The following is a 21766-nucleotide window of genomic DNA, read 5'->3' as shown; positions in this document are numbered from 1 at the left end:
CGCAAAGGAGAAGGCAGGCATGGCGAAGAAGGAAGAGACGACGGTTCGGGGCGGGGACACCCTTAAGAAATTGATCCGCAAGTTCCGAAGCGGCAAAGCCTGCGTCGGGGTGGTCGGGCTCGGGTATGTCGGATTGCCGCTGGTGGACGTCTTCGGACGCGCCGGATACTCGGTGGTCGGGATCGACGTGGATCCGCGCAAGATCGACGCCTTGAATAAAGGCAAATCGTACATCGAAGACATCCCCGCCTCGCACGTGGCCTCCCTGGTCCGCAAAGGCGCCCTGAAAGCCACCGCTGATTTTTCGCAAGTAAGGACGCTGGACGCCCTGTCGATTTGCGTGCCCACCCCGTTGCGCAAGACGGGGGATCCGGATCTTTCCTTCATCGTCAACGTGTCCGAGGAGATCGTGAAATACCTGCATCCCGGAATGGTGATCGTGCTGGAATCCACCACCTATCCGGGGACGACCCGCGAGCTGCTGCTGCCGAAAATCGAAGCCCGCGGTCTGAAGGTGGGCAAGGATATTTTCCTGGCCTTCTCGCCGGAGCGGGTGGATCCCGGACGGAAGGATTGGACGACGGTCAACACCCCGAAAGTAATCGGCGGAATCACACCGGCCTGCACGGAGGCCGCCCTGGCCTACTATGGGCGGGCGATCAAGACGCTGATCCCGGTTTCCTCGGCCGACGCTGCGGAGATGTCGAAACTGCTGGAAAACACGTTCCGGGCGGTGAACATCGGGCTGGTCAACGAAGTCGCGATCATGTGCGACCATCTCGGATTGGACGTGTGGGAGATCATCGGCGCCGCCGCCACCAAGCCCTTCGGCTTTATGAAATTCACCCCCGGTCCGGGCCTCGGCGGGCACTGCATTCCGATCGATCCGCTGTACCTTTCCTGGAAGCTCAAAGCGGTCAACTACAACGCCCGCTTCATCGAGCTGGCCAGCGAGATCAACACCAACATGCCCCGCTACGTGGCGGCCAAGGTCCAGGACGCGCTCAACCGAAACCGCAAGGCGATCAACGGCAGCCGGATCCTGGTGCTCGGCGTGGCCTACAAACCCAACGTGTCCGATCTGCGCGAATCGCCCGCGCTGGACGTCATCGGCCTCCTGCGCCAAAAGGGAGCCGTCGTGGATTACCACGATCCCTACGTTGCGGAGGTCCGCCACGATTCTTTCCAAATGAAAAGCGTCACGGATCTCGAGGGGGCGGTGCAGCAGTCGGATTGCGTGGTCATCACCACCGACCACGACGCCTATCCGTGGAAGAAGATCCTCGAACTCTCGCGGCTGGTGGTCGACACCCGCAACGCGCTCGGGGCGGCCGGCCGCGCCAGCCCGAAGGTGGTTCACCTCTGATGGCCCGCTATCTGGTCACGGGAGCGGCCGGATTCATCGGCGCCCGGGTCTCCACCCTGCTGGTCGAACAAGGCCACCAGGTCGTCGGGATCGACAGCTTGAACAGCGCCTACGACGTGCGCCTTAAGCATTGGCGGCTGCAGAAATTGCAGGCCCTGCCGGGCTTCGCTTTTTCGCGGGGGGATATCGCCGACCGCGTGGCGATCGAAACGCTCTGGAAGAAGCACGACGGCGACGCCTTCGACGCGGTGATCAACCTGGCGGCGCGGGCCGGGGCCTGGCAAAGCGTCGAGAATCCCTATGTGTACATGGAGACCAACGCCGCCGGCACCCTCCACCTGCTCGAATTGGCCCGCCAAGGCGGCGTGAAGAAGTTCGTCCTGGCGTCCACCTCAAGCCTGTACGGGGAAAGCAAGGAACGGCATTTTCGGGAAGACCTTCCAACCGACGGGCCGCTCTCCCCGTACGCCGCCACCAAGAAGGCCGCCGAGGTGATCTGCTATACCTACCACTTCCTCTACAACCTGGACGTCACGGTGCTGCGTTACTTCACCGTGTTCGGTCCGGCGGGCCGGCCGGAGATGAGCCTGTTCCGGTTCGTTTTGCGAATCGCCGAAGGGAAACCGATCACCGTCTACGGCGACGGGACGCAGGAGCGCGATTTCACCTACATCGACGACATCGCCCGCGGAACGATTGCGGCGCTCAAGCCGCTCGGGTACGAAATTATCAACCTGGGCAGCGACCGTCCGGTGGTGCTGCGCGACGCGATCGCCCTGATCGAACGCCTGACCGGAAAGCAGGCCGTGATCGAATACAAGCCGCGCCCGGCGGCCGACATGCTCTCCTCCTGGGCCGACATCGCCAAGGCGCGGAAGCTGCTGGGCTGGGAGCCGCAGGCGGCGTTCGAGGAGGGCGTGGCCAGGATCGTCGAATGGTACCGGGCCGAGCAATCCTGGGCCAGCCAGCTTAATTTGGAGTGATCCCCGTGAGCCCGAAAATTGCCGTTACCACATCCTCGTTCGCCAAAGAAAGCCGCGAACCCCTCGACGCCTTGCAGGCGGCCGGGTTCGAACTGGTGTTCAATCCGCATGGGCGCAAACTGACCAAACCGGAAACGGTGGAACTGCTGCGCGGCGCGGACGGCGTGATCGCCGGCACCGAAGCCCTCGACCGCGAGGTACTCGCCCAGCTTCCCGATTTGAAGATCATCTCGCGCGTGGGGACGGCGGTGGACAACGTGGACCGCGAGTACGCCAAGGAGCGCGGCATCCCGGTCTGCAACACCCCCGATGGACCGACCGACGGCGTAGCCGAGCTGGCCCTCGGCGGTCTGCTGGCGCTCCTGCGGCGCATCCCGCAATCGGACGCCTCCGTCCGGCGCGGGGAGTTCGCCAAGCCGATGGGCCGGCTGCTGCACGGCAAGACCGTCGCGGTGATCGGGATGGGGCGGATCGGCAAGGCGCTGGTGCGCCTGTTGCAGCCGTTCGCGGTGAACGTGATCGCGGTCGATCCGGTGCGGGACGAGCCGTTCGCCTCCAGGCATTCGATCCGCTATGTCCATCTTGAGGAAGCCCTGCTCGCGGCGGACGTAATCTCCCTTCACCTTTCCGGTTCGACCAAGACCCCCCTGCTCGGCGCGGCGGAGTTCGCCAAGATGAAACCGGGGGCGGTCCTGGTGAATGCGGCCCGCGGCGGGTGGATCGACGAGGACGCGCTGTGCGAGGCGCTGAAAAGCGGAAGGCTGGGCGGTGCATATTTGGACGTATTCGCCGCCGAGCCCTACCGGGGGCCGCTGGCCGGGCTCGAGAACGTTGTACTGACCGCGCACATCGGATCCTACGCGCTGGAATGCCGGATCGGCATGGAAATGGACGCGGCTCGCAAGGTGATCGAATTTTTCCAAAAAGGCGGCGCGGCGTAATGCGGACGATCGTCACCGGAGGGGCGGGTTTCCTCGGCAGCCATCTGGCGGATGAGTTGTCCGCCCGCGGACATCACGTGACGGTGTTCGACCGGAAACCGTCCGCCGAACTCGGACCCAACCAGGCCCAGGTGGCTGGCGACCTGAACGATTTCGACTTGTTGTGCCGGACCCTCGCGGGGATGGATTACGTGTATCACTACGCGGCGCTTTCCGACCTGAACCGCGCCCGCGAGCTCCCGCGCGAGACGGTCCGGGTCAACGTCGAGGGGACGGTCAACGTGCTCGAGGCCGCGCGCCGGGCCGGAGTCAAGCGCTTCGTCTTTTCCAGCACGATTTACGTCTACAGCGACGAAGGCTCCTTCTACCGCGCCAGCAAGCAGGCCTGCGAAGCCTACATTGAGGAATATCAGCGCCGCTATGGGTTGGAGTATACGATCCTGCGCTTCGGCAGCCTGTACGGTCCGCGGGCCGACGAAAGCAACGGGCTCTACCGCCTGTTGCGCGAAGCCGCCCGCACCGGCAGGATCCGCTACTTCGGCGAGCCGGAGGATGCGCGCGAATATATCCATGTGGCTGACGCCGCCCGGCTCAGCGTCGACATCCTCGCCCCCGACTACGCCAACCAGCATCTGGTCATCACCGGCCATTACCCGACCCGCGCCCGTGACCTGTTCACCATGTTCTCGGAGATCCTCGGCCGCGAGGTCAAGGTCGAGTACGCCGAGCCCGAAATCCCCGACGGCCACTACCGCATCACCCCCTACCATTTCCACCCGCGGGTGGGGAAGAAGCTGACATCGAATCTGTATGTCGATTTCGGGCAGGGAATCCTTCAGGTGCTGGAACAGATCTCCCGGGAAGAACGGAAGTAAGTTTTTTCATCCCCAGTATCCCCGCGTTCCCCGCCTTGATCCCGTCGGAAATCCACCGACTCGCTTCTCCCGGACCCAGGGCTGGAAGAAGGGTGAGGGATGAGGGAGGGTGGAACGGGTGGAGGAGGAATTTTACAAGTGAGCTTTCGCTCGCGCCTCGAGCGTCTGAAGGAATTCCTTTCCCCCCACGCGCTGGTGCTCACCTATCACCAGGTCGGCCGCCGTTCCCCCGATCCGTTGAACGTCAGCCTGCCGGGCGAGACGTTCGCCGCACAGATGGAAGAACTGCGCCGAGCGTGGAATCCCACTCCCCTCGATGCGCTGGTCGAGGGGTTGGCGCAGGGTTCCCTCCCGCGCCGCTCGGTCGCCGTCACCTTCGACGACGGATACGCCGCCGTCCTCTCAAACGCCCTTCCCATCCTGGAACAGAGCCGCATCCCGGCGACGGTGTTTGTTTCCACGGGCTGCCTGGCCGGGAACCGGGAATTTTGGTGGGACGAATTGCAGAGAATCGTCTGGGAGTCGAAAACCGAGCCGGCGGAATGGAAAAGCCCGCCGGCGGAGGTCCGGATGCGGTTCTTTCCGGGCATGCCGCGCGAGGATGCATTCGGAATCCTGCATTATGCGATGCGCTGTCTGCCTCCGGCGGAAATTGATGCGGCCGTGGAGCGGATCCGCAAGGAAGCCCGCTGCCGCTCGGCGGATCCGCGCGGCGATGTGCGGCCGCTTACGGCGAAGGAATGCGTACAGCTCGCCGCGCATCCGCTGATCGCGGTCGGCGCCCACACCGTCCGCCATGCCTGGCTGGCCGCGCTGACGGAGCAGGCGCAGAAAGCCGAGCTGTCGGATTCCCGCGCCGCTTTGGAAAAACTCCTCGGTCGGCCGGTCCGTTCCTTCTCCTACCCGTACGGAAGCCGGGAATCCGAGACGCCGGTTTCTGTGCGGCTGGCGCGCGCAGGAGGATTTGATTACGCCTGCGCGAACGTCAAGGCCGCAATGCACGGCGGATCCGACCGTTTCTGGATCCCGCGCGTCACGCCCGGGGAAGCCGGGGGCGCCGAATTCACCAAACGACTCGAGGAGCACTTGGCGTCCGCCCGCACCCCGCGCACACCCCAGGGGTACGCCGGGGCGGAACGGAAGATCCGCGCAGACGTCCGGCTGGAGGCGGATTGGGACCGGCTGGGACTGCTGCCGGGGCGGGCCTCGCAGTGGCTGGCGTACCGCTGGCGCAACCTTACGGCTCCCCGCGTGCGGCGCAAGAAAATGCGCATCCCGGTCCTGACCGCACTGTGGGCCCGGGTCCGGCTTGGCGCCGGCCTCGCCCCGCTTTCGGTGGTGTCCGGAAACGAGCGCGGGACGCCGGTCCACCGGTACTACATCGACCGGTTCTTTGAGGAATTCCGGTCGGATGTGCGCGGACGCGTGCTGGAATTTCAGAACGACCAATATGCCACGCGCTTCGGCGGGAAGAACATTCAGCGGCTCGACATCCTCCACAAGGAAGGGTCCGGCCACAGCAAACGGGCTACGATCATCGCCGATCTGACCCAGCCCAACAACGTCCCGTCGGAGTATTACGACTGCATCATCTGCACCCGGGTCCTGCACATCGTCCGCGACCTCCCGGCGATACTTTCGGAAATGCGGCGGATCCTCAAACCGGGGGGCGTGCTGCTGGCGGCGGTGCCGATGACCGATATGATCGAACCCTGGTGGCACGAACTGTGGCGGTTCACCCCCGAGGGTTTCGGCGCGCTGGTGGGAAGCGCCTTTGGAAGCGAAAACGCAAGCATCCGGGCCTATGGCAATTCCCTGATCGCGGCCGCGGCCATGCGGGGTCTGACCGCCGAGGAGTTCACCCGGCGCGAGATGGACGCCCGCGACGAGCGGTTTGCCATCGAAGTCTGCGTCCGGGCGGTGAAAAAGCAATAGACGGGATGGACTGGATTTCTCAGGATTTACGGGATCGCCCGAGGAAAGAACCAGAAATTAATCCTATCAATCCTGAAAAATCCAGCAAATCCTGTCGATTTCTTACCCCTCCAAAAACCGTCCTCGCATAGGATAAAATTCGAATTTCCGGAGGAACAACCGTGAATGTAGCAATCATCACCGCCCGGGCTGGAAGCAAATCGATCCTCAACAAGAATGTCATGGCGATTGCGGGCAAGCCGCTCGTCTCCTACCCGATACAGGCGGCCCGCGAAGCGAAGCGCATACAAAAAACCTACATCTCCACCGATTCCCCGGAGGTGATGGAAGTCGGGCGCGGGAACGGTTGTGAGATCATCGTCCGTCCGGAGGAACTGTGCGGCGACCATGTTAACCACGGCGAAGTGATCAAGCACGCCGTGGAATACGCCGACGCGCGCGAGAAGGACCTGCGCAACGTCGCCCTGCTTCTGGGCAACACCGTCATGCTCGACGGCGACCTGCTGGACCAGGCGCTCGGCATGCTCGAGGAGCGCCCGGACCTGGATTCGGTGATGAGCGTCTGGCAGGCGGCCGACGACCATCCGCTGCGCTCGCTCGAGATCGCCGACGGCCTGCTGCGGCCCTACGGAGACCCCAACCGCCAGGCGTCGACCGAACGGCAATCCTATCCGTCGGCTTACTACTACGACCAGGGCGTATGGGCCTTCCGCAAGGAGTGCGTCCAGCGCCGCGACGGGCCCAGTCCGTGGTGGTGGATGGGCAAGCGATCGGCCCCCATCGTGCGCAACTGGGTCACCGGCCGCGACATCCACACCCTGCTCGACGCCGGTTTTTCAGAGTGGTGGCTGGCGCACTATCCGGACGTGAAGACGCTGTAGCGCGAAACACAGGCGATGTCATCCCGGACGAAACGAAGGATCCTCCTTCGTTTGACGAGAGGCATCGCTGCGCCCAGCATGACAACTTCCGAACAAGAGGAACCGCATTGAAGCGAATCGACTCACTGCGCGCGATTGTCTTTGATTTCGACGGCGTGATTCTCGAATCCGCCAACATCAAGACCGAAGCCTTCCTGGAACTCTACGCGGCGTACCCGGACAAACTCCGGCAGATCCGCGAGTACCACATCGGCCAGGCCGGCATCTCCCGTTACGTCAAGTTCGAACACATCCAGAAGAACATCCTCGGCCAGCCCTACACCGAGGAGGACAAGCGGCGGGTGAGCGCCGAGTTCGAACGCCTGACCCGCGAGCGGATCTTCCGCTGTCCGCAGGTCCCCGGGGCGGAAGCGCTGCTCATGGGGCTCCGCGGAAAAGTGCTGCGGATCGTCGGCTCGGGCACGCCGCAGGCGGAGCTGGATCTGATCATCGCCATGCGCAAGATGGGGGAATGGTTCGAGGAGCTGTGGGGGACGCCGCGGCTCAAGCCGGATATCCTCCGCGATGTGATGGCGCGGCATGCCCTTTCGCCTGATCAGGTGCTGATGGTCGGGGACGGCATGAGCGATTACGACGCGGCGCGCGAAACCGGCACCCGCTTCCTGGCCCGCGAGACGGAGACGGCCTTCGACCGCTTGGCCGTGGACAAGGTCCGGGATATGGCGGAGATGGCGGCGTGGCTGGAAGAACAAGACGATGGACGATAGACGATGGAACATGGCCAAAACCCGACCGTGGACCGTGGACGACGGACCATGGCCGATGGTTCACAGGCGGTGGTATCATTTCGATCAGCGGATGATAGAAAACAAGAAGGGGGACATATGGCTTTCAAGTTTGAAAATCTCGAGGTGTGGAAACTTTCGCTGGACTACCTCGATGCGGTTTATGAACATGCCGATGCTTTGCCGAAAGAGGAGATGTACAACCTTCGAAGTCAATGGATTCGGGCGGCGACGTCGGTTTCTTTGAACATCGCAGAAGGTTCCACCGGACAGACCGATTCCGAGCAGGTTCGGTTTCTCGGATATGCGCTTCGATCCCTGATGGAGTCGACTGCCTGCTTATGAATTGCTCAACGCAGGCGCTATGTGACCGATGCCTCGGGCGGACAGGATGCTCGAACATTGACTCTGATTCGGAAGCTGCAATCTTTCCGGAATTCTATCTTGGGTAAGAGGCGTGCGCCCCGAATATAATTCGGCTATCGTCTATGGTCCATCGTCCACCGTCCGTCTTTTGGCGTACAGGATCCCATGAATAAACAGGAATCATTGCAAAACGACTTCGTCGGCCCCATCACCGAGATCCTTCCCTCCAGGGGTTGGGTCAACCTAAAACTGCACGAAGTGTGGGCTTACCGCGAACTGCTGTTTTTCCTCACCTGGCGGGATATCAAGGTGCGCTACAAACAGACGGTTCTCGGCGCCCTCTGGGCGATCATTCAGCCGGTCATGACCATGGTCGTGTTCAGCTTGTTCTTCGGACAATTGGCCAAGATCCCGTCAGGGGACGTCCCCTATCCGATCTTCAGCTTCGCGGCTGTGGTGCCGTGGACCTTTTTCTCCAACAGCGTGACGACCTCCGCCAACAGCCTGGTCGGCAGCGCCCAGCTGATCAAGAAGGTCTTCTTTCCGCGCCTGGTCGTCCCCATCGCCAGCGTGCTGGGGAACGCGGTCGATTTTCTGCTGGCGTTCACCGTCCTGATCCTGATGATGCTCGGGTTCGGCATTTGGCCGACGGCGGCGGTGCTGTGGATCCCCTGGTTCACCCTGCTGGCGTTCATCACGGCGCTCGGGGTGGGGTTGTGGCTTTCGGCGCTCAACGTCGAATACCGCGACATCCGTTACGCGGTCACGTTCCTCGTCTCCATCTGGCAGTTCGCCAGCCCGGTCGCCTATTCCAGCAGCCTGATCGAAAACGACCTGTTGCGGACTCTATACGGCCTGAACCCGATGGCGGGCGTCATCGAGGGATTCCGCTGGTCGCTGCTGGGATCCGGTGTGGCTGCCGCCCCCGGACCGATGCTGTGGGTCTCCACAGCCGTATCCGTCGTGCTGCTCGTCACCGGCGCGTTCTATTTCCGCCGGATGGAACGCAACTTCGCGGATGTGGTGTGACATGGGCGACCTCGTCATACGTGTGGAGAACCTCGGCAAGCAATACCGGATCGGCGCCCTCCAGGAGGGATATAAGACCATCCGCGAAACGATGGTGGCGGCGGCCAAAGCCCCCTTCCGCTGGGCGCGGCGGATCATCCGGCGCGAACCCGCCCCTGCGCGGGAAATGATCTGGGCCCTCAAGGAGATCAACTTTGAAGTCCGTCAGGGGGAGGTGCTCGGCATCATCGGCCGCAACGGCGCGGGCAAAAGCACCCTGCTGAAGGTGCTTTCGCGGATCACCGACCCGACCGAGGGGCGGGTACGGCTCTCGGGCCGGATCGGGTCGCTGCTGGAAGTGGGCACCGGCTTCCATCCGGAACTCACCGGGCGGGAGAACATTTTCCTCAACGGCGCGATTCTGGGCATGCGCCACGCCGAGATCGACCGGCGCTTCGACGAGATCGTCGCCTTCTCCGAAATCGAGAAGTTCATCGATACGCCGGTCAAGCATTACTCCAGCGGGATGTTCCTGCGCCTGGCGTTCGCGGTCGCGGCGCACCTCAATCCCGAGGTTCTGCTGGTCGACGAGGTGCTGGCGGTGGGCGACGACCGCTTCCAAAAAAAGTGCATGGGAAAGATGGAAAGCGTCGGCAAGGAAGGGCGCACGGTGCTGTTCGTCTCCCACAACATGACCGCCATCCACCGCCTGTGCCCGCGCACCATCCTGCTCGACGAAGGGCGGGTCGCCGCCGACGGCGATACCGCGGAGGTGATCTCGCACTACCTGAACGCCGACCGCTCGGCGGCCGACTGCAAAGAGTGGGATTCCCCGGACCAGGCTCCCGGCGACGAGACCGCCCGGCTCAAGCGGGTGCGCCTGCTCGACCGCGGCGGCAAACAACGCTCCACCTTCGAGATCCGCGAACCGGTGAACATCGAGGTGGAGTATTGGGCGTTCGATACGAAGTATCCGTTCCTCCCGATCATCCTGATCCACAACGACGACGGCATCTGCGTATTGGAATCCGCGGCCAACCACGATCCGGCGTACATCGAGAAGAAGCGCCACAAGGGGATTTACCGCAGCGTTTGCAGGATCCCGGGGAATTTCCTGAACGAAGGGATGTTTGCGGTCGACGTTCTGCTGCGCGTCCTGGTTCCGCGGAGGTATTTCATCCGCGAATCGAATCTGCTCTCCTTCCGGGTGGAGGACAGCGGATCGGGCCAGTCGGTAAAGGGGGATTACCCACGGGCCTGGTCCGGCGTGGTCGCGCCGATTTTGAATTGGGAAACGGACGTCCGCCCGCTCGGAAACGCCGGCGGGGCCGGTTTGAAGAAGGTGCGCAAGTGACCCCCGGACAAGCGAAGGAAGAGGAACGCAAGGTTTTGGATTTTTACTCCGAACGCTGGCGGGAGTACGGCTACGACACCCGCTCGCTTGGAATCGGAAGCCGCGAATCCCAAGAGGTGCGTTTTGAGGTCCTCTCACAGATTGGAGACCTGCGGAACGCGGCGATCCTCGACGTGGGCTGCGGGTTCGGAGATCTACGCACCTTTCTGGAACGGCGCGGGATACCGGTTCGCTATACCGGGCTGGATATCCAGCCGGCATTCATTGAAGAAGCGCGCCGCCGCCATCCCGGCGATGCTTTCGTCTGCGCGGACGTTGAGCGCTATGAGCCGGAAGCGCCGCCGGATTACGTTTTCATCAGCGGGACTTTTAACGTAAAATTCCGGGAGGATCAGGAGGCGTGGATCTTCCGCATCCTGGGCCGGCTGTTTGCGCGCTGCCGGCGCGGCGTGGCGATCAACCTGCTCAGCACCTATTACGATCCGGGGCATTTCCGCGACGACATGTTCTACTGCCGTCCGGAACGCGCCTTCGAGCTGGCGCACGCCGTCGCCCGCTGGGTGACCCTGCGGCACGACTACCTGCCCCATGATTTCACGCTCTACCTCCACCGGAAGGGATGACCGATGAGACTGCTCGCGATCGGGGCGCACCTGGACGACATCGAGATCGGCTGCGGCGGAACCCTGGCCGAAGCCGCACGCAAGGGCTGGGACGCCGCGATGCTCGTCCTCTCGCACTCGGATTACGTCGACCTGGACGGACGGGTTTTCCGCACCGACGACCAGGCGATGCTCGAAGGCCGCGAGGCGGCCCGCAAGCTCGGCGATGTGCAGCTCGAAATTTTGGATTTCCCCACCAAGCAAATTCCGTACGATTTCCACGTGGTGGAAGCGATCGAAGCGCCGCTGCGGAAATTCAAGCCGGATGTCATCCTTACCCACTGGCCGCACGACACCCATCAGGACCACCGCGCCGTGTCGCTTGCCTCGATCTCGGCCTGCCGATACTTCAATTCGATTTTGTTTTACGAACCGATGACCCCCTCCGGGCGCTCTTACTCGCCGTTCCGCCCGCAGGTCTACGTGGCCGTCTCGCCGGAGTCGGTTCAGGCCAAGCGCGAATCGCTTCTGGCGCACGATTCGCAGTACAAGAAGTACGGCGATATCTGGCTGGACGCGGTGATCGCCCGCGGAGTCCACCGCGGATTTGAAATCGGCGTCGGCCACGCGGAATGCTACGAAACCCTCCGCTGGCAGTGGGACCTCGCCCTGAAGTAGGCCGTGAAGCGCGTCGCCATCCACCAACCCGAGCACATGCCGTGGCTCGGATACCTCGACAAGGCGCGCCGGGCCGACGAATTCATCTTTCTCGATACGGTGGCCTTCAAGAAGAATTATTTTGAAAATCGCAACCGGATCCGTACGCCGCAGGGATGGGGTTGGGTCACCGTGCCGGTCCTGCTCAAGGGAAGATTCGGGCAGGCGTTTCTGGATGTGGAAATCAACAACCAGGCCCGTTGGGCGGAAGTGTATTGGCGCACGCTTCTGCAGAATTACTCTCGCGCGCCCTACTGGAAAGCCTACGGACCGGTTTTGGAGGAGCTGCTGCTGAAACCGTGGCAAAAGCTCGTGGATCTGAACCTCGCGCTGATCGAGCTGTTGTGGCGCACGTTCGGAATCGCCACCCCGGTGCGCCGGGCTTCGGCGTTGGGAGTGGCGGGCAAAAAGAGCGGGTTGCTGCTCGACATCTGCCGGAAAACCGGCGCCGCCGTGTACCTCTCCGGCCCGAGCGGCAAGGACTACCTCGACCAAGCGCTGTTCATCGACGCGGGAATCGAGGTGGAATTCCATGAATTTCACCATCCGGAATATCCCCAAAGGTTTTCCCCTTTCGTTCCGGGAATGGCCAGCATCGACCTGCTGCTGAACGAGGGGCCGAAGGGGATCCGGTTATTAAATGGAAAGGGATCGTAGCCGGGAAAGAAGATCGTTCGTCATTCGCCTTCCTCCCGTCCTTCTTGTGGGGGGGCCGAGAGAAGGCGGCCTGGGGCTGAATGAGGGAGCGGCAAGAAGCGTCGGAATATGGCGAAAACAACCTTCCGGATCATGCAAATTCACCCCTTTCTAAAGGGGGAGGGGGTAAATCCCCGCGCCGGGGGAAAATCGCGACTCTCGCTGCAGCTTTCGCGGGAATTCGCCGCCCGCGGCAACGATGTGGCGATTTTTCCGTTTCCGGAGCCCATTCTGGAAAAACCGTATTGGATCGACAATCCCGGAAAACCCATCCGCCTGATCCCGACTGCGCGAATCACGGCGGTGAAGGATTGGGCCGGATTTACCATTAAGGCGGCGCGTCTGCCGGCGGCCAACCGTTCGGCCCATTCGGTCCGGATGGATACGATGTTCCTGGCCGGGCTGCGCGAGGCGGTCCGGGATTTTCAGCCGGAGATCCTCCACAACCACCTCTCGTTTTCCGAATTCCCTCTTTTGTACCGTGCACTCGGGATGACGGTCCCCCTGGTGCTGACGCATCACACGCACACCGCCGGCCAGCACCTGCAAGCCTACCGGCGGATCATCTTCGCCTCCGATGCGCTGCGCACTTTGGTCTGCGGACGGGACGCCGCCCTGCTCGAGTGTTCGCGGCTCATCCGACCGGCCGTCGAGCGGGTGTTCTCCGATTCCACGGCGCCCGTATCGACCCGTCGGAAAGGGATTCTGTTCGTCGGCGGGTTGCGGCTCGACAAAGGATTGCAGCATCTTCTCGCGGCGTATGCGAAATCACCGGCTTTGCGCAAAATCCCTCTGCGGATCTGCGGGATCGGCCCGGAGCAGGAACACTTCGAAGCCTTTGCCCGGAAACATAAGGTTCCGGCGACGTTTCTCGGGCGGGTCGATCCCGAGAGGATGCGCGCAGAATACTCGGCCGCGGAACTGCTCGTAAATCCGAGCCCGGCCGAAGGATTCAGCCTGGCGCTGGCGGAGGCGATGTGCTGCGGGACCGCGGTGATCGGATGGAAGCCGCAGGTGGAAGAAACGGCGAAATTGTTGCGCATGGAATGCGGAGCGGGCTTCGACCCGGCTCATTCCGCGCCGGAGGAACTCGCCGGCCGGATTCTCAAATGGATCAGGGGCAAGGAATACCGGACTCTCCCCTACCGGAAGGCACTTGCCGCGCGGGCGCGCAAGTTTTTCTCCATCGAGCGGTATGCCACGGAAAATCTGCTCGCGTACGAAGAGGTGATGGAGGAAGGGTGATTTATCTCGACGACGCCTCCGGCGGACGGGTGCAAGGGAACGACGCCGGCCCCGCTCCGGTTGCCTTCTCCAAAGCCGGAAGAACCGGGGTATGGGGCGCCGGTGGGTAAGCAAACATGAAGCCCCTTCGCATTCTGCAAATCCAGACCTACCTGCGGTCCGAGCGGATCAATCCCCGCGCCGGCGGAAAATCCCGCGTGGCGTTGATGCTCACCCGCGGTCTGCTCGAAGCCGGGCAGAAGGTCGCATTGTACCCGTGGCCGGAGCGGATCTGGGGAGAAACGCTTGAATTCTCCGCCTCGCCGGCCGTTCCCGCTCCTGTGTTCCCAACCCTTGCGCTTCCCTCCCCGGCCCGGCTGTTGCCGGATGCCGCGCGCCTGCTGAGGGCGAAATTCTCCGGATCCGACCGCCACATGCTTTTTCTGGACCTGTGTTTCCTCGAGGGTCTGCGCCTGGCGATCGACCGTTTCGGACCGGACATCCTGCATTGCCATCAGACCGAATCCGATATCCCCGTCCTACTGCCGCTGACCGGAAGAAAACCGCGCACCATCCTAACCCATCATTCCGGGCGCACCGGATCCAACCTTTCGGTGTACGACCGGATCATCTTCCTGAGCCGGGCGATGCAGGACGAAGTCTGCCGCAAAACCGGATACCCGAGGGAGAGAACCCGGATCCTGTACTACCCGGTGTCGGATGTTTTTTTGGAGGGGGAGGTCGTTCCGGGTTCGGAACGCAGTGGATTGGTCAGCGTGGGGAATTTGAAGGATTCCAAAGGGGTGGACCTGTTGCTGGAGGCGTACCGCCGTAACGAGCGCCTGCGCGGGCATACGCTGCATTTGTGCGGCAGCGGGCAGGATGAGGAAAGGTATAAATCGCTTGTGAAGCAGGAAAACCTGCCGGTCGTGTTTCACGGCCGCCTCAGCGCCTCGGAAATCAAGACGATCGTCTCCGGCTCCCTGCTGCTGGTGAATCCCAGCCGGATGGAAGGTTTTTCGGTGGCGTTGATGGAATCCCTGGCTTGCGGAACGCCGGTCGTCGGCTGGGCGCCGCAAGTGCAGGAGCTTCAAGACTGGTGGCGGCAGCCGGTCGGATGGGCGTTCGACGCGCGGATCGAAGGAGTTGACGCGCTTGCGGGGTTGGTGGCCGAAGCGCTGGAATCGCCCGTTCTCGGCGATCCGTCGCGGCGCGCGCTGGCGGACAAGGCGCGCGAATCGTTTTCGATGCAACGCTACGGCCGGGAGATGGCCGGCCACTACGCCGATCTGATCGGGGGCGGATAGAACCGATGCGCATTCTCCAGATCCATCCGCTGATGAAATCGGAGGCGCTCGCCCCGGCGGCGGGAGGCATGGCGCGCGCATCGCTCCAGCTCACCCGCCTGATGACCGAACGGGGCCACGAGGTCCAGGTGCTGCCGATCCCGGAAGGCGTCGGTGCGCGCGAGTTGTGGGAGGTCGCTCCGGGGCGCGCCGTGGAGGTTGCGGCGGCGATGCACATCCCCGGCGCCAAGGATTTGCCCCGGCTGGCGTGGGCTGTCCTGCGGCTGCGACCGTTGCCGGCCGGGGTGAAAAACCTCTTCTACGATGCATTCGCCCTGACCGCACTGCGCCGGGAGATGGAACTCTTCCGGCCCGAGATCGTCCACAACCACCTGGCCCGGATGCCGTTCGCCCGGCTGGCGCGCGCCCTCGGGCTGCGCGGCAACCTGGTCCTCACCCATCACCACGGCCAATCGGGCGAGGGATTGGGCGTCTACGACCGCGTGGTCTTCCCTTCGCGCTCCTCCTTGGAGCACATCGCCGTGCAAAGGCGCCTGCCCCAGAACCGCATGCGGGCGATCCATTATCCGGTCTCCCCCGTCTTCTGCCGCCGGCCGGTGGAAACCGGCCGTGACCGCCGGGGGGTGATGTTCATCGGTGCGGTCCGCCTCCGCAAAGGGATCGACTTGCTGTTGGACGCCTATCGCTCGGATGCGGGTCTATGGAAGGAGCCGCTGCTGGTCTGCGGACGCGGCGAGGATGAAGGCTTGGTGCGGCAGGCGGTTGGGGACGGCCTGCCGGTTACCGCGCTCGGACAGCTTGCCCCGCAGGAGTTGGCGGAACGGCTGACCGGTATCCGCCTGGTGGTCATCCCCAGCCGGTTGGAAAATTTCAGCATCGCCTTGTTGGAAGCCCTGTGCAGCGGGGTGCCCGTGATCGGGTGGGCGCCGCAGATCCGCGAAATGGAAGCCGTCCTGGGAATGCCGGTCGGCGCGGGATTCGAAAGCGGCCGAGAGACCGCCGAGGATCTCGCCCGGCGGATTCGCGAAGCCCTTCGCGGCGATGCGGATTCCCCCGCATACCGCCGGGCCCTGGCGGACGCCGCCCGAAAGGCGTTCTCCGAGGAACGCTATGCGGAAGCCTACCTCGATTTGTTCCGGGAGATGCTTGGATCCTGACGGGCGTTCTCCGGTGACAGATCCGTCCTATTCCGCGCCGACAGGAGCCCGTCCTGCGCGGCGGGGACACCGATAAAAAACCAATAAAAAATTTCTTCCCCGGGGATTGCCGCGGTTGATCCGCAGCGATTTTGATTGCACGGCTTCGGTTAATCGAGTATTCTTGTTGCGGAGAACGATCCCATGGCCATCCGGATTGAATCCAACGGGTTGTATTTGGAGGGGCGTCAGATACCGCTGTACGCCGGGACCGTCCATTATTGGCGCCATGCGCCGGAAGATTGGCGGACGATCCTGGAGGGGGTGAAAGAACTCGGATTTGAGGTCGTGAGTTTTCCGGTTCCATGGGGCCTGCATGAATCCGGCCCGGGGATCTTTGACTTCGGGGAGAAGAACCCAAGCAAGGGGCTTCCGAACTTCATCGATCTGTGCCGCGAAATCGGCTTGATGGCGATCGTCCGGATCGGGCCGATCGTCGATGAAGACATGCCGTACGGCGGATTCCCGCTGCGGGTGATCCGCAATCCCGCCTTGTGGGCTCAAACGTCGACGGGGGCGCCGGCTATCTCCGCGCGGTTCATGCCGCCGGTCGCCATTCCCTCCTACGCCAGCGACCGTTTCCTTCAGGAGGCGGGCAAATTTCTGGATCAGACTCTGCCGATCCTCGCGCCGCGGCAGTTTCCCGACGGACCGATCGTCCTCTGCCTGATCAACAAGGAAACCGCGTTCTTCGGGCGGACCCAGGCTTACGATCTGGATTACTCCCCCGATTCGATCGCCTTGTACCGGAAATTCCTGTCCGACAAGTACGGGACCATCGAAGCGCTAAACGAAGTATACGGCGGAAATTTCTCGACCTTCACGGAGATTGCTCCGCCGAAATCCTGCGAGGCGGTCGTCCAACGCGATCTCCCGCGGTATTTGGATTGGGCAGAGTATAAGGAATTCCTGATCCTCCGCTTTCACGGCCGCCTCGTGCAGATGGTCCGGGATAGGGGAATTACCGTCCCCCTGGGCGTCGACGGTCCGCCCCATTTATCCACGCCGATTGAAAGCTTGGAGATGCAGAAAACCATCGATACGCCGCTCTTTGGCATGGAGGTGGATCCGCGGCCGGCGGAGTATCCCGCCCTGGCCCGGAAAATCCGCTATCTGACCGGCACCGGCCGGCTTCCGTTCGTCTCGCGGTTCGGCGCCGGGCATTCCTGGTTCACCACGCACGTCAATACCCCCGCCGAGCAGGAATTCGCCATACTCAGCGCAGTGATGCACGGCATGTCGGCGGCGGATTTTCACATGCTGGCCGAGGGCGACCGGTGGGTGGGGGCTCCGATTCAGCGGTCGGGCGCGTTCCGAGAGGAGTACGCCGCGATGTTCCGGCGGTTGAACGCGTTTTTCAGCCAATACCGGATATTCGAAAGCAAAAAGAATTGCCGCACGCTGGTGCTCCTCTCCCAAGGCTTGGAAAGGTACCACAGCGCATTTTCTACCCTGAACCACGCCTACCTTGGATTGCTGCGAATCCCGAAGGCTTTTTCCGATGTGCCGTCGTCCCTGGGTTTCCTGACGGAGCCGGTGCTGCAATCCATTTACGAAGAGCGCAGCTGGATTGCAGAGGCATGCCGGTATTTGGAAAACGCCCAGGTGGAATACAACCTGGCGAACACCCGAATCGTGCTGGACGAGCTCGTGAAGTACGACATGGTATTCGTTCCCACGGCCGATTTCATGGATCCGAAGGAGCAGGAACGGCTGCTGGAATTCGCCGACCGCGGCGGACACCTGGTGTTCGGGCCGGCGCTGCCCACGCTCGACGAGCGGATGAATCCGGCTTCGGTCCTTGGCGCGGCGATACAAATTCCCGGCACCCAAAACCGCGAATCCGGAAAAATCACGTTCCTGCCCGGCTTCGACCAGGCGAAGGACCTGATCACCCCCGATATGCCGAACGTGGTCCTGATCGACAACCCCCACCTGCGGTTGACGATCCGCGGCGGCCTGTCGATTCTCGTCTTCCTCGCCAATCCGACCAATACCGTCCAGCGGTCGATCATGATCTCCTCCTGGCCGTTGCGCGGCGTGTGGAACGCTCCGGAGGGGACCCAAACGGGGTCCGTGACGAGCGAAGTCCCGCCGTACACCGTACAGGTGTGGGAGGTGTTGAAATGATCGCCCGCGACGTGGAGATCACCGACCTCCGTCCGGACTTCTGGAGGAACCTCGTTTCCCTGATCGACGCATCCCGGATCGCGGACGTCCGGCCAGAGCATCCGAACCTGCTTTCGATCCTCCATCACGGAGGCAAAGTCCTCCGCGTGTATGCGCCGGCGGGGTTCCGGGTTCCGGCGATCGAACAGGTGGACGATCCGCAGGAACTGGCGAAGAAGCTCTACTATCAATTGCCTGGGTTGGAGGGCGTTCAAATTCTGGAGCGGGACAGCCTGGTCCTGTTTTCGGACCGGGTTCAGCGCGCGGATTGGATGGCCGACGACTTGGAGGAGTTTGTCCTCAAGGCCTTCCTGCTTACGGGGCAGGATCCCGCGGGCTTGGCGTTCCACCCCCCGTTTTCCTGGAAGTGGAACGGCTTTTCCCTGGATTCGATCCGCGCATGGATGGCTTCGGGTCCGGATCCCTGTTCGGTTTTTCTGGGAGTCGTCCGCGACTCCACGCCGTGGCTGACGCTGATCCTCCGCGCGGCGGACCGCAAGATCCGCCTGATCACGACCATCGATTATCTGGCGCGTTTCTCCGCGCCCGTCGCCGGCCTGCCTTCCAGCCCAAAGGATTTGGCGTCCATCTGCGAAGCCGTTCACGCGCATGTGGCGCCGGTCCGGGCGGCGTTGATCTGCGATTACCTGGTGTTCGCCCGGCTGCTTTCGTCGGAGGACAAGTTGCGGGAATTGACCGCAGCGGAGGCGGACGGTACGGCGTCGTCGTTCGGTCTGACGGATTGACACCGGCGCCAGGCGGCTCCAATGGGCCGTAGATTTTTCCACCGACGGGTTAATTTTTCCCACAACCTCCCGTCGGAGCTTCGCGAATACGGAACGCGCCGCCGAATTCCATTCCCATCCACAACCAAATCCCGCGCAAACCCGCCAGGGTGAAATCACGACGGCGGGCGGATTTCTAAACCCCGATAATTCACTATAATATTAGTTCGCCTGCACGGAACGGGCCGTTTGGAGCAGGCGCAGGCTGGGTTGAAATAATGCCTTCCTGCCGTTCGGCGCATCGCGCCGGGATAAAGGATCCAGTGACCGAATCCTCTTACGTGCTTTTATTGTGCGCGACCGATGTGGAACGAAAAGCCGTCCTGGCCGCGGCGAAAGCGGCGGTAGGACGGAAACACACATTGCATCACGGGCGCACGCGGACCTACTACCTGCTGGGGGATATCGGCGGGGCGAGCGTGGCGCTGGTGCAATGCGAAAAGGGGAGCGGCACGCCCGGAGGATCGGAATCGACGGTCTTTGCGGCGATCGACGAGCTCCATCCGTACGCCGTGATCATGGTCGGCATCGCGTTCGGCGTGGATAAAAAAAACCAATCCATCGGACAAGTGCTGGTGTCGGAAAACGTCCGCTGCTACGAGATCCAGCGGGTGGGCACAAAGAACAATAAGGGAATAGAGATCCAACCGCGCGGCGGCGCCATGCCCGCCGCGACCTGGCTGTTGGGCCGGTTTCAGGCCGCATGCGAAGCTCGCAACGACTTAAAAACCAAACCGGGGTTGATCCTCTCCGGGGAAAAACTTGTGGACAATAAGGAATTCCGGGACGCCCTGCTGAAATTCGAACCGGAAGCGATCGGCGGGGAAATGGAAGCCGCGGGAATGGCCGCGGCGGCTCATGACCGCCAGACGAGTTGGATTTTGGTCAAAGCCATCTGCGACTGGGCGGATGGGTTGAAGAAAATTGACAAACCAAGGCGCCAGCAACTGGCGGCGCGCCACGCGGCAAGCCTGGTGTTTACGGCTTTAAAGCTCGGCGGCTTCACGAGATCGCCCATCGAGACGAGAGATTCCGGGCCGATGGAGAAAGCCAGCCTTCCGGCGGAGGCCGCCAAGTTGCCGATAGCGATCATCAAAGAAATCAGATTGGGTCCGGGTTTGCTCGGAGCGCGCGGACCGAAGCGCGTTCCGTGCGAGCTGCCGCCGGCGGCTGAGAAGTTCTTCGGCCGCGGGAAGGAACGCCGGCTGCTTGCCGAGCGCCTGAAGGCAGGCTTGAACACCGCCGTCGTGGGGCCGGCGGGCCTCGGGAAAACCGCGCTGGCCGCCGGCGCACTCGCGGACGTCGTGGGCGCAAACGCCGCTAGGCTGGCCGGCAGCCCGTATCCCGACGGATTGGTGTACCTCGACCTGTATTCCGAACGCGGAAAGGCCGAACCCGTCTGGAGCGCGCTCGCCAACCGGCTGTGCGGCCCGGAGTTCCTGGAACGCGCCGCGCCGCGCGAACGGGCCGCCGCGGCCTGCTGCGGCAAGCTGGCACTGGTCATCCTCGAGGGCGGGGAAGAGGCCGACGGAACCCCGGGCCGCGCCCACCTCCCGGAGCTGCTCGGCGTGCTCCCGCCGGAGTGCCGCTGGCTGCTGCTCACACGGCTCAACACCCAGGCGGCGGCGGTGGAAACCGTCTTTCTGCGGGAAGCGCTTCCACCGGACGACGCGGCGGCGTTGCTCGATTCGTTGACGGAAAGCCGCCCGCTGGAACCGGCGGTCCGCAGAACGGTGCTGGAACTGCTGGAAGGACATCCGCTCGCGATCACCTGGGCGGGCAACCTCCTGGCCCGGGACGAGGAGGATCCGGCGGAGCTGGCCGGCGAATGGAAGGCGGGCGGGCTGCCCGGGCTGACCGATCCGCGCCGGGCCGAGCACACGCTGCGCTGGCTCTTCGGACGCAGCGTGCGAAGCGCGGATGAAACGGCGCGGTTGGCGCTGCGCGCGGCGGGGCTTCTGGCCCGCGCGCCGTTTCCGGCCGGCCCGATCGCGGCGGCGGTCTCCGGGGCGGAGGACGGAGACGGCGGGCGGAGCCGAGCGCTGGCGGCGCTCAAAGGATTGGTCCAACGCGGCCTGCTGAGGCGGGCGCCGGACGAGATATGGGAGTTCACGCACGCGTTGGGATACGCCTTCGCGCGCGAAATGGAGCCGTCCGATCCGGAGCTGCGGCGTCGGCTGGCCGACTGGTTGCGCGAGAACCTGCTTGACGGATTGCAGGGCTCCTCCGGCGGGGAAGGGCTATCCGCGGCAGGCCGTCTGATTCCCCACGCCGCCGCGTTGCTCCGCGCCGACGACGGGCGGCGGCTTTGGGAACAGCTTGCCGGCCCGCTCCTTTATGGAATATCCGACAGGCTGGAGGAAATGGGACGGCTCGACCTGGTAAGCGGCGCCCTGGGCGCGGCGGCGGAATGGTTGTCCGGACTTCCCACGGATCAGGCGGAGGCGCCGTTCTGGCGCCGTCAATATTGCATACTCAGAGTCGATCAAGGGGACGTATTGCTGGCCCAAGGGGATCTGGCCGGAGCGCTGGCGTCCTACCGCGAGTCGCTGACAATCGCGAAGCGCCTGGCCGAG

The 21766-nt window shown here is 63.1% G+C and carries 19 protein-coding genes; all 19 read left to right on the top strand.

Going from position 1 to position 21766, the window contains the following annotated elements:
• The first annotated feature begins 19 nt into the window (after positions 1-19).
• Entirely contained in the window at positions 20-1366 is a 1347-nt protein-coding gene (locus JW929_05885) for a nucleotide sugar dehydrogenase (protein ID MBN1438924.1), read from the top strand.
• A complete protein-coding gene (locus tag JW929_05880) occupies positions 1366-2349 on the top strand; it encodes a GDP-mannose 4,6-dehydratase (GenBank protein MBN1438923.1) in 984 nt (327 codons plus the stop codon). Before JW929_05885 ends, JW929_05880 begins: the two co-directional genes overlap by 1 nt.
• 5 nt (positions 2350-2354) lie before the next feature.
• Positions 2355-3290, top strand: coding sequence for a phosphoglycerate dehydrogenase (locus tag JW929_05875; protein ID MBN1438922.1), 936 nt, complete (start codon positions 2355-2357; stop codon positions 3288-3290).
• Positions 3290-4165 carry an NAD(P)-dependent oxidoreductase gene (locus JW929_05870; protein ID MBN1438921.1) on the top strand — a complete coding sequence of 292 codons (876 nt, stop codon included), beginning with the start codon at positions 3290-3292 and terminating at the stop codon, positions 4163-4165. Before JW929_05875 ends, JW929_05870 begins: the two co-directional genes overlap by 1 nt.
• Positions 4166-4303: 138 nt before the next feature.
• Complete coding sequence (locus tag JW929_05865; protein MBN1438920.1) at positions 4304-6100, top strand: polysaccharide deacetylase family protein; 1797 nt, start codon at positions 4304-4306, stop codon at positions 6098-6100.
• A gap of 161 nt (positions 6101-6261) precedes the next feature.
• Entirely contained in the window at positions 6262-6981 is a 720-nt protein-coding gene (locus JW929_05860) for an NTP transferase domain-containing protein (protein MBN1438919.1), read from the top strand.
• Between the two features lie 107 nt (positions 6982-7088).
• A complete protein-coding gene (locus JW929_05855; protein ID MBN1438918.1) occupies positions 7089-7748 on the top strand; it encodes an HAD family phosphatase in 660 nt (219 codons plus the stop codon).
• 3 nt (positions 7749-7751) lie between these two features.
• Complete coding sequence (locus JW929_05850; GenBank protein MBN1438917.1) at positions 7752-8111, top strand: four helix bundle protein; 360 nt, start codon at positions 7752-7754, stop codon at positions 8109-8111.
• Between the two features lie 186 nt (positions 8112-8297).
• Positions 8298-9161 carry an ABC transporter permease gene (locus tag JW929_05845; GenBank protein ID MBN1438916.1) on the top strand — a complete coding sequence of 288 codons (864 nt, stop codon included), beginning with the start codon at positions 8298-8300 and terminating at the stop codon, positions 9159-9161.
• 1 nt (position 9162) lies between these two features.
• Complete coding sequence (locus tag JW929_05840; GenBank protein MBN1438915.1) at positions 9163-10494, top strand: ABC transporter ATP-binding protein; 1332 nt, start codon at positions 9163-9165, stop codon at positions 10492-10494.
• A complete protein-coding gene (locus JW929_05835; protein MBN1438914.1) occupies positions 10491-11117 on the top strand; it encodes a class I SAM-dependent methyltransferase in 627 nt (208 codons plus the stop codon). The genes JW929_05840 and JW929_05835 overlap by 4 nt, the downstream gene beginning before the upstream one ends.
• Before the next feature lie 3 nt (positions 11118-11120).
• The gene (locus tag JW929_05830) at positions 11121-11774 is read left to right on the top strand and encodes a PIG-L family deacetylase (GenBank protein ID MBN1438913.1); all 654 of its coding nucleotides are present in this window, start codon (positions 11121-11123) and stop codon (positions 11772-11774) included.
• Positions 11775-11777: 3 nt separating this feature from the next.
• Positions 11778-12470 (top strand): WbqC family protein, encoded by a 693-nt coding sequence (locus JW929_05825; protein ID MBN1438912.1) that lies wholly within the window; start codon positions 11778-11780, stop codon positions 12468-12470.
• Between the two features lie 108 nt (positions 12471-12578).
• Positions 12579-13754 carry a glycosyltransferase family 4 protein gene (locus JW929_05820; protein MBN1438911.1) on the top strand — a complete coding sequence of 392 codons (1176 nt, stop codon included), beginning with the start codon at positions 12579-12581 and terminating at the stop codon, positions 13752-13754.
• 116 nt (positions 13755-13870) lie between these two features.
• Positions 13871-15040: a glycosyltransferase family 4 protein gene (locus JW929_05815; GenBank protein ID MBN1438910.1), complete on the top strand. Its 1170-nt coding sequence runs from the start codon at positions 13871-13873 to the stop codon at positions 15038-15040.
• Between the two features lie 5 nt (positions 15041-15045).
• Positions 15046-16197, top strand: a complete 1152-nt coding sequence (locus tag JW929_05810) for a glycosyltransferase family 4 protein (protein ID MBN1438909.1) — start codon at positions 15046-15048, stop codon at positions 16195-16197.
• A 183-nt stretch (positions 16198-16380) separates the two neighbouring features.
• Entirely contained in the window at positions 16381-18366 is a 1986-nt protein-coding gene (locus JW929_05805) for a beta-galactosidase (protein MBN1438908.1), read from the top strand.
• Entirely contained in the window at positions 18363-19151 is a 789-nt protein-coding gene (locus JW929_05800) for a hypothetical protein (GenBank protein ID MBN1438907.1), read from the top strand. The genes JW929_05805 and JW929_05800 overlap by 4 nt, the downstream gene beginning before the upstream one ends.
• A gap of 302 nt (positions 19152-19453) precedes the next feature.
• On the top strand, positions 19454-21766 hold a 2313-nt coding region (locus JW929_05795), incomplete at its 3' end, for a hypothetical protein (protein MBN1438906.1).

The sequence above is a fragment of the Anaerolineales bacterium genome (genome assembly GCA_016928575.1).
Classification (GTDB): Bacteria; Chloroflexota; Anaerolineae; order Anaerolineales; family RBG-16-64-43; genus JAFGKK01.
Note: the sequence above shows the minus strand (reverse complement) of the source record. Positions and strands in the feature narration are given on the sequence as shown.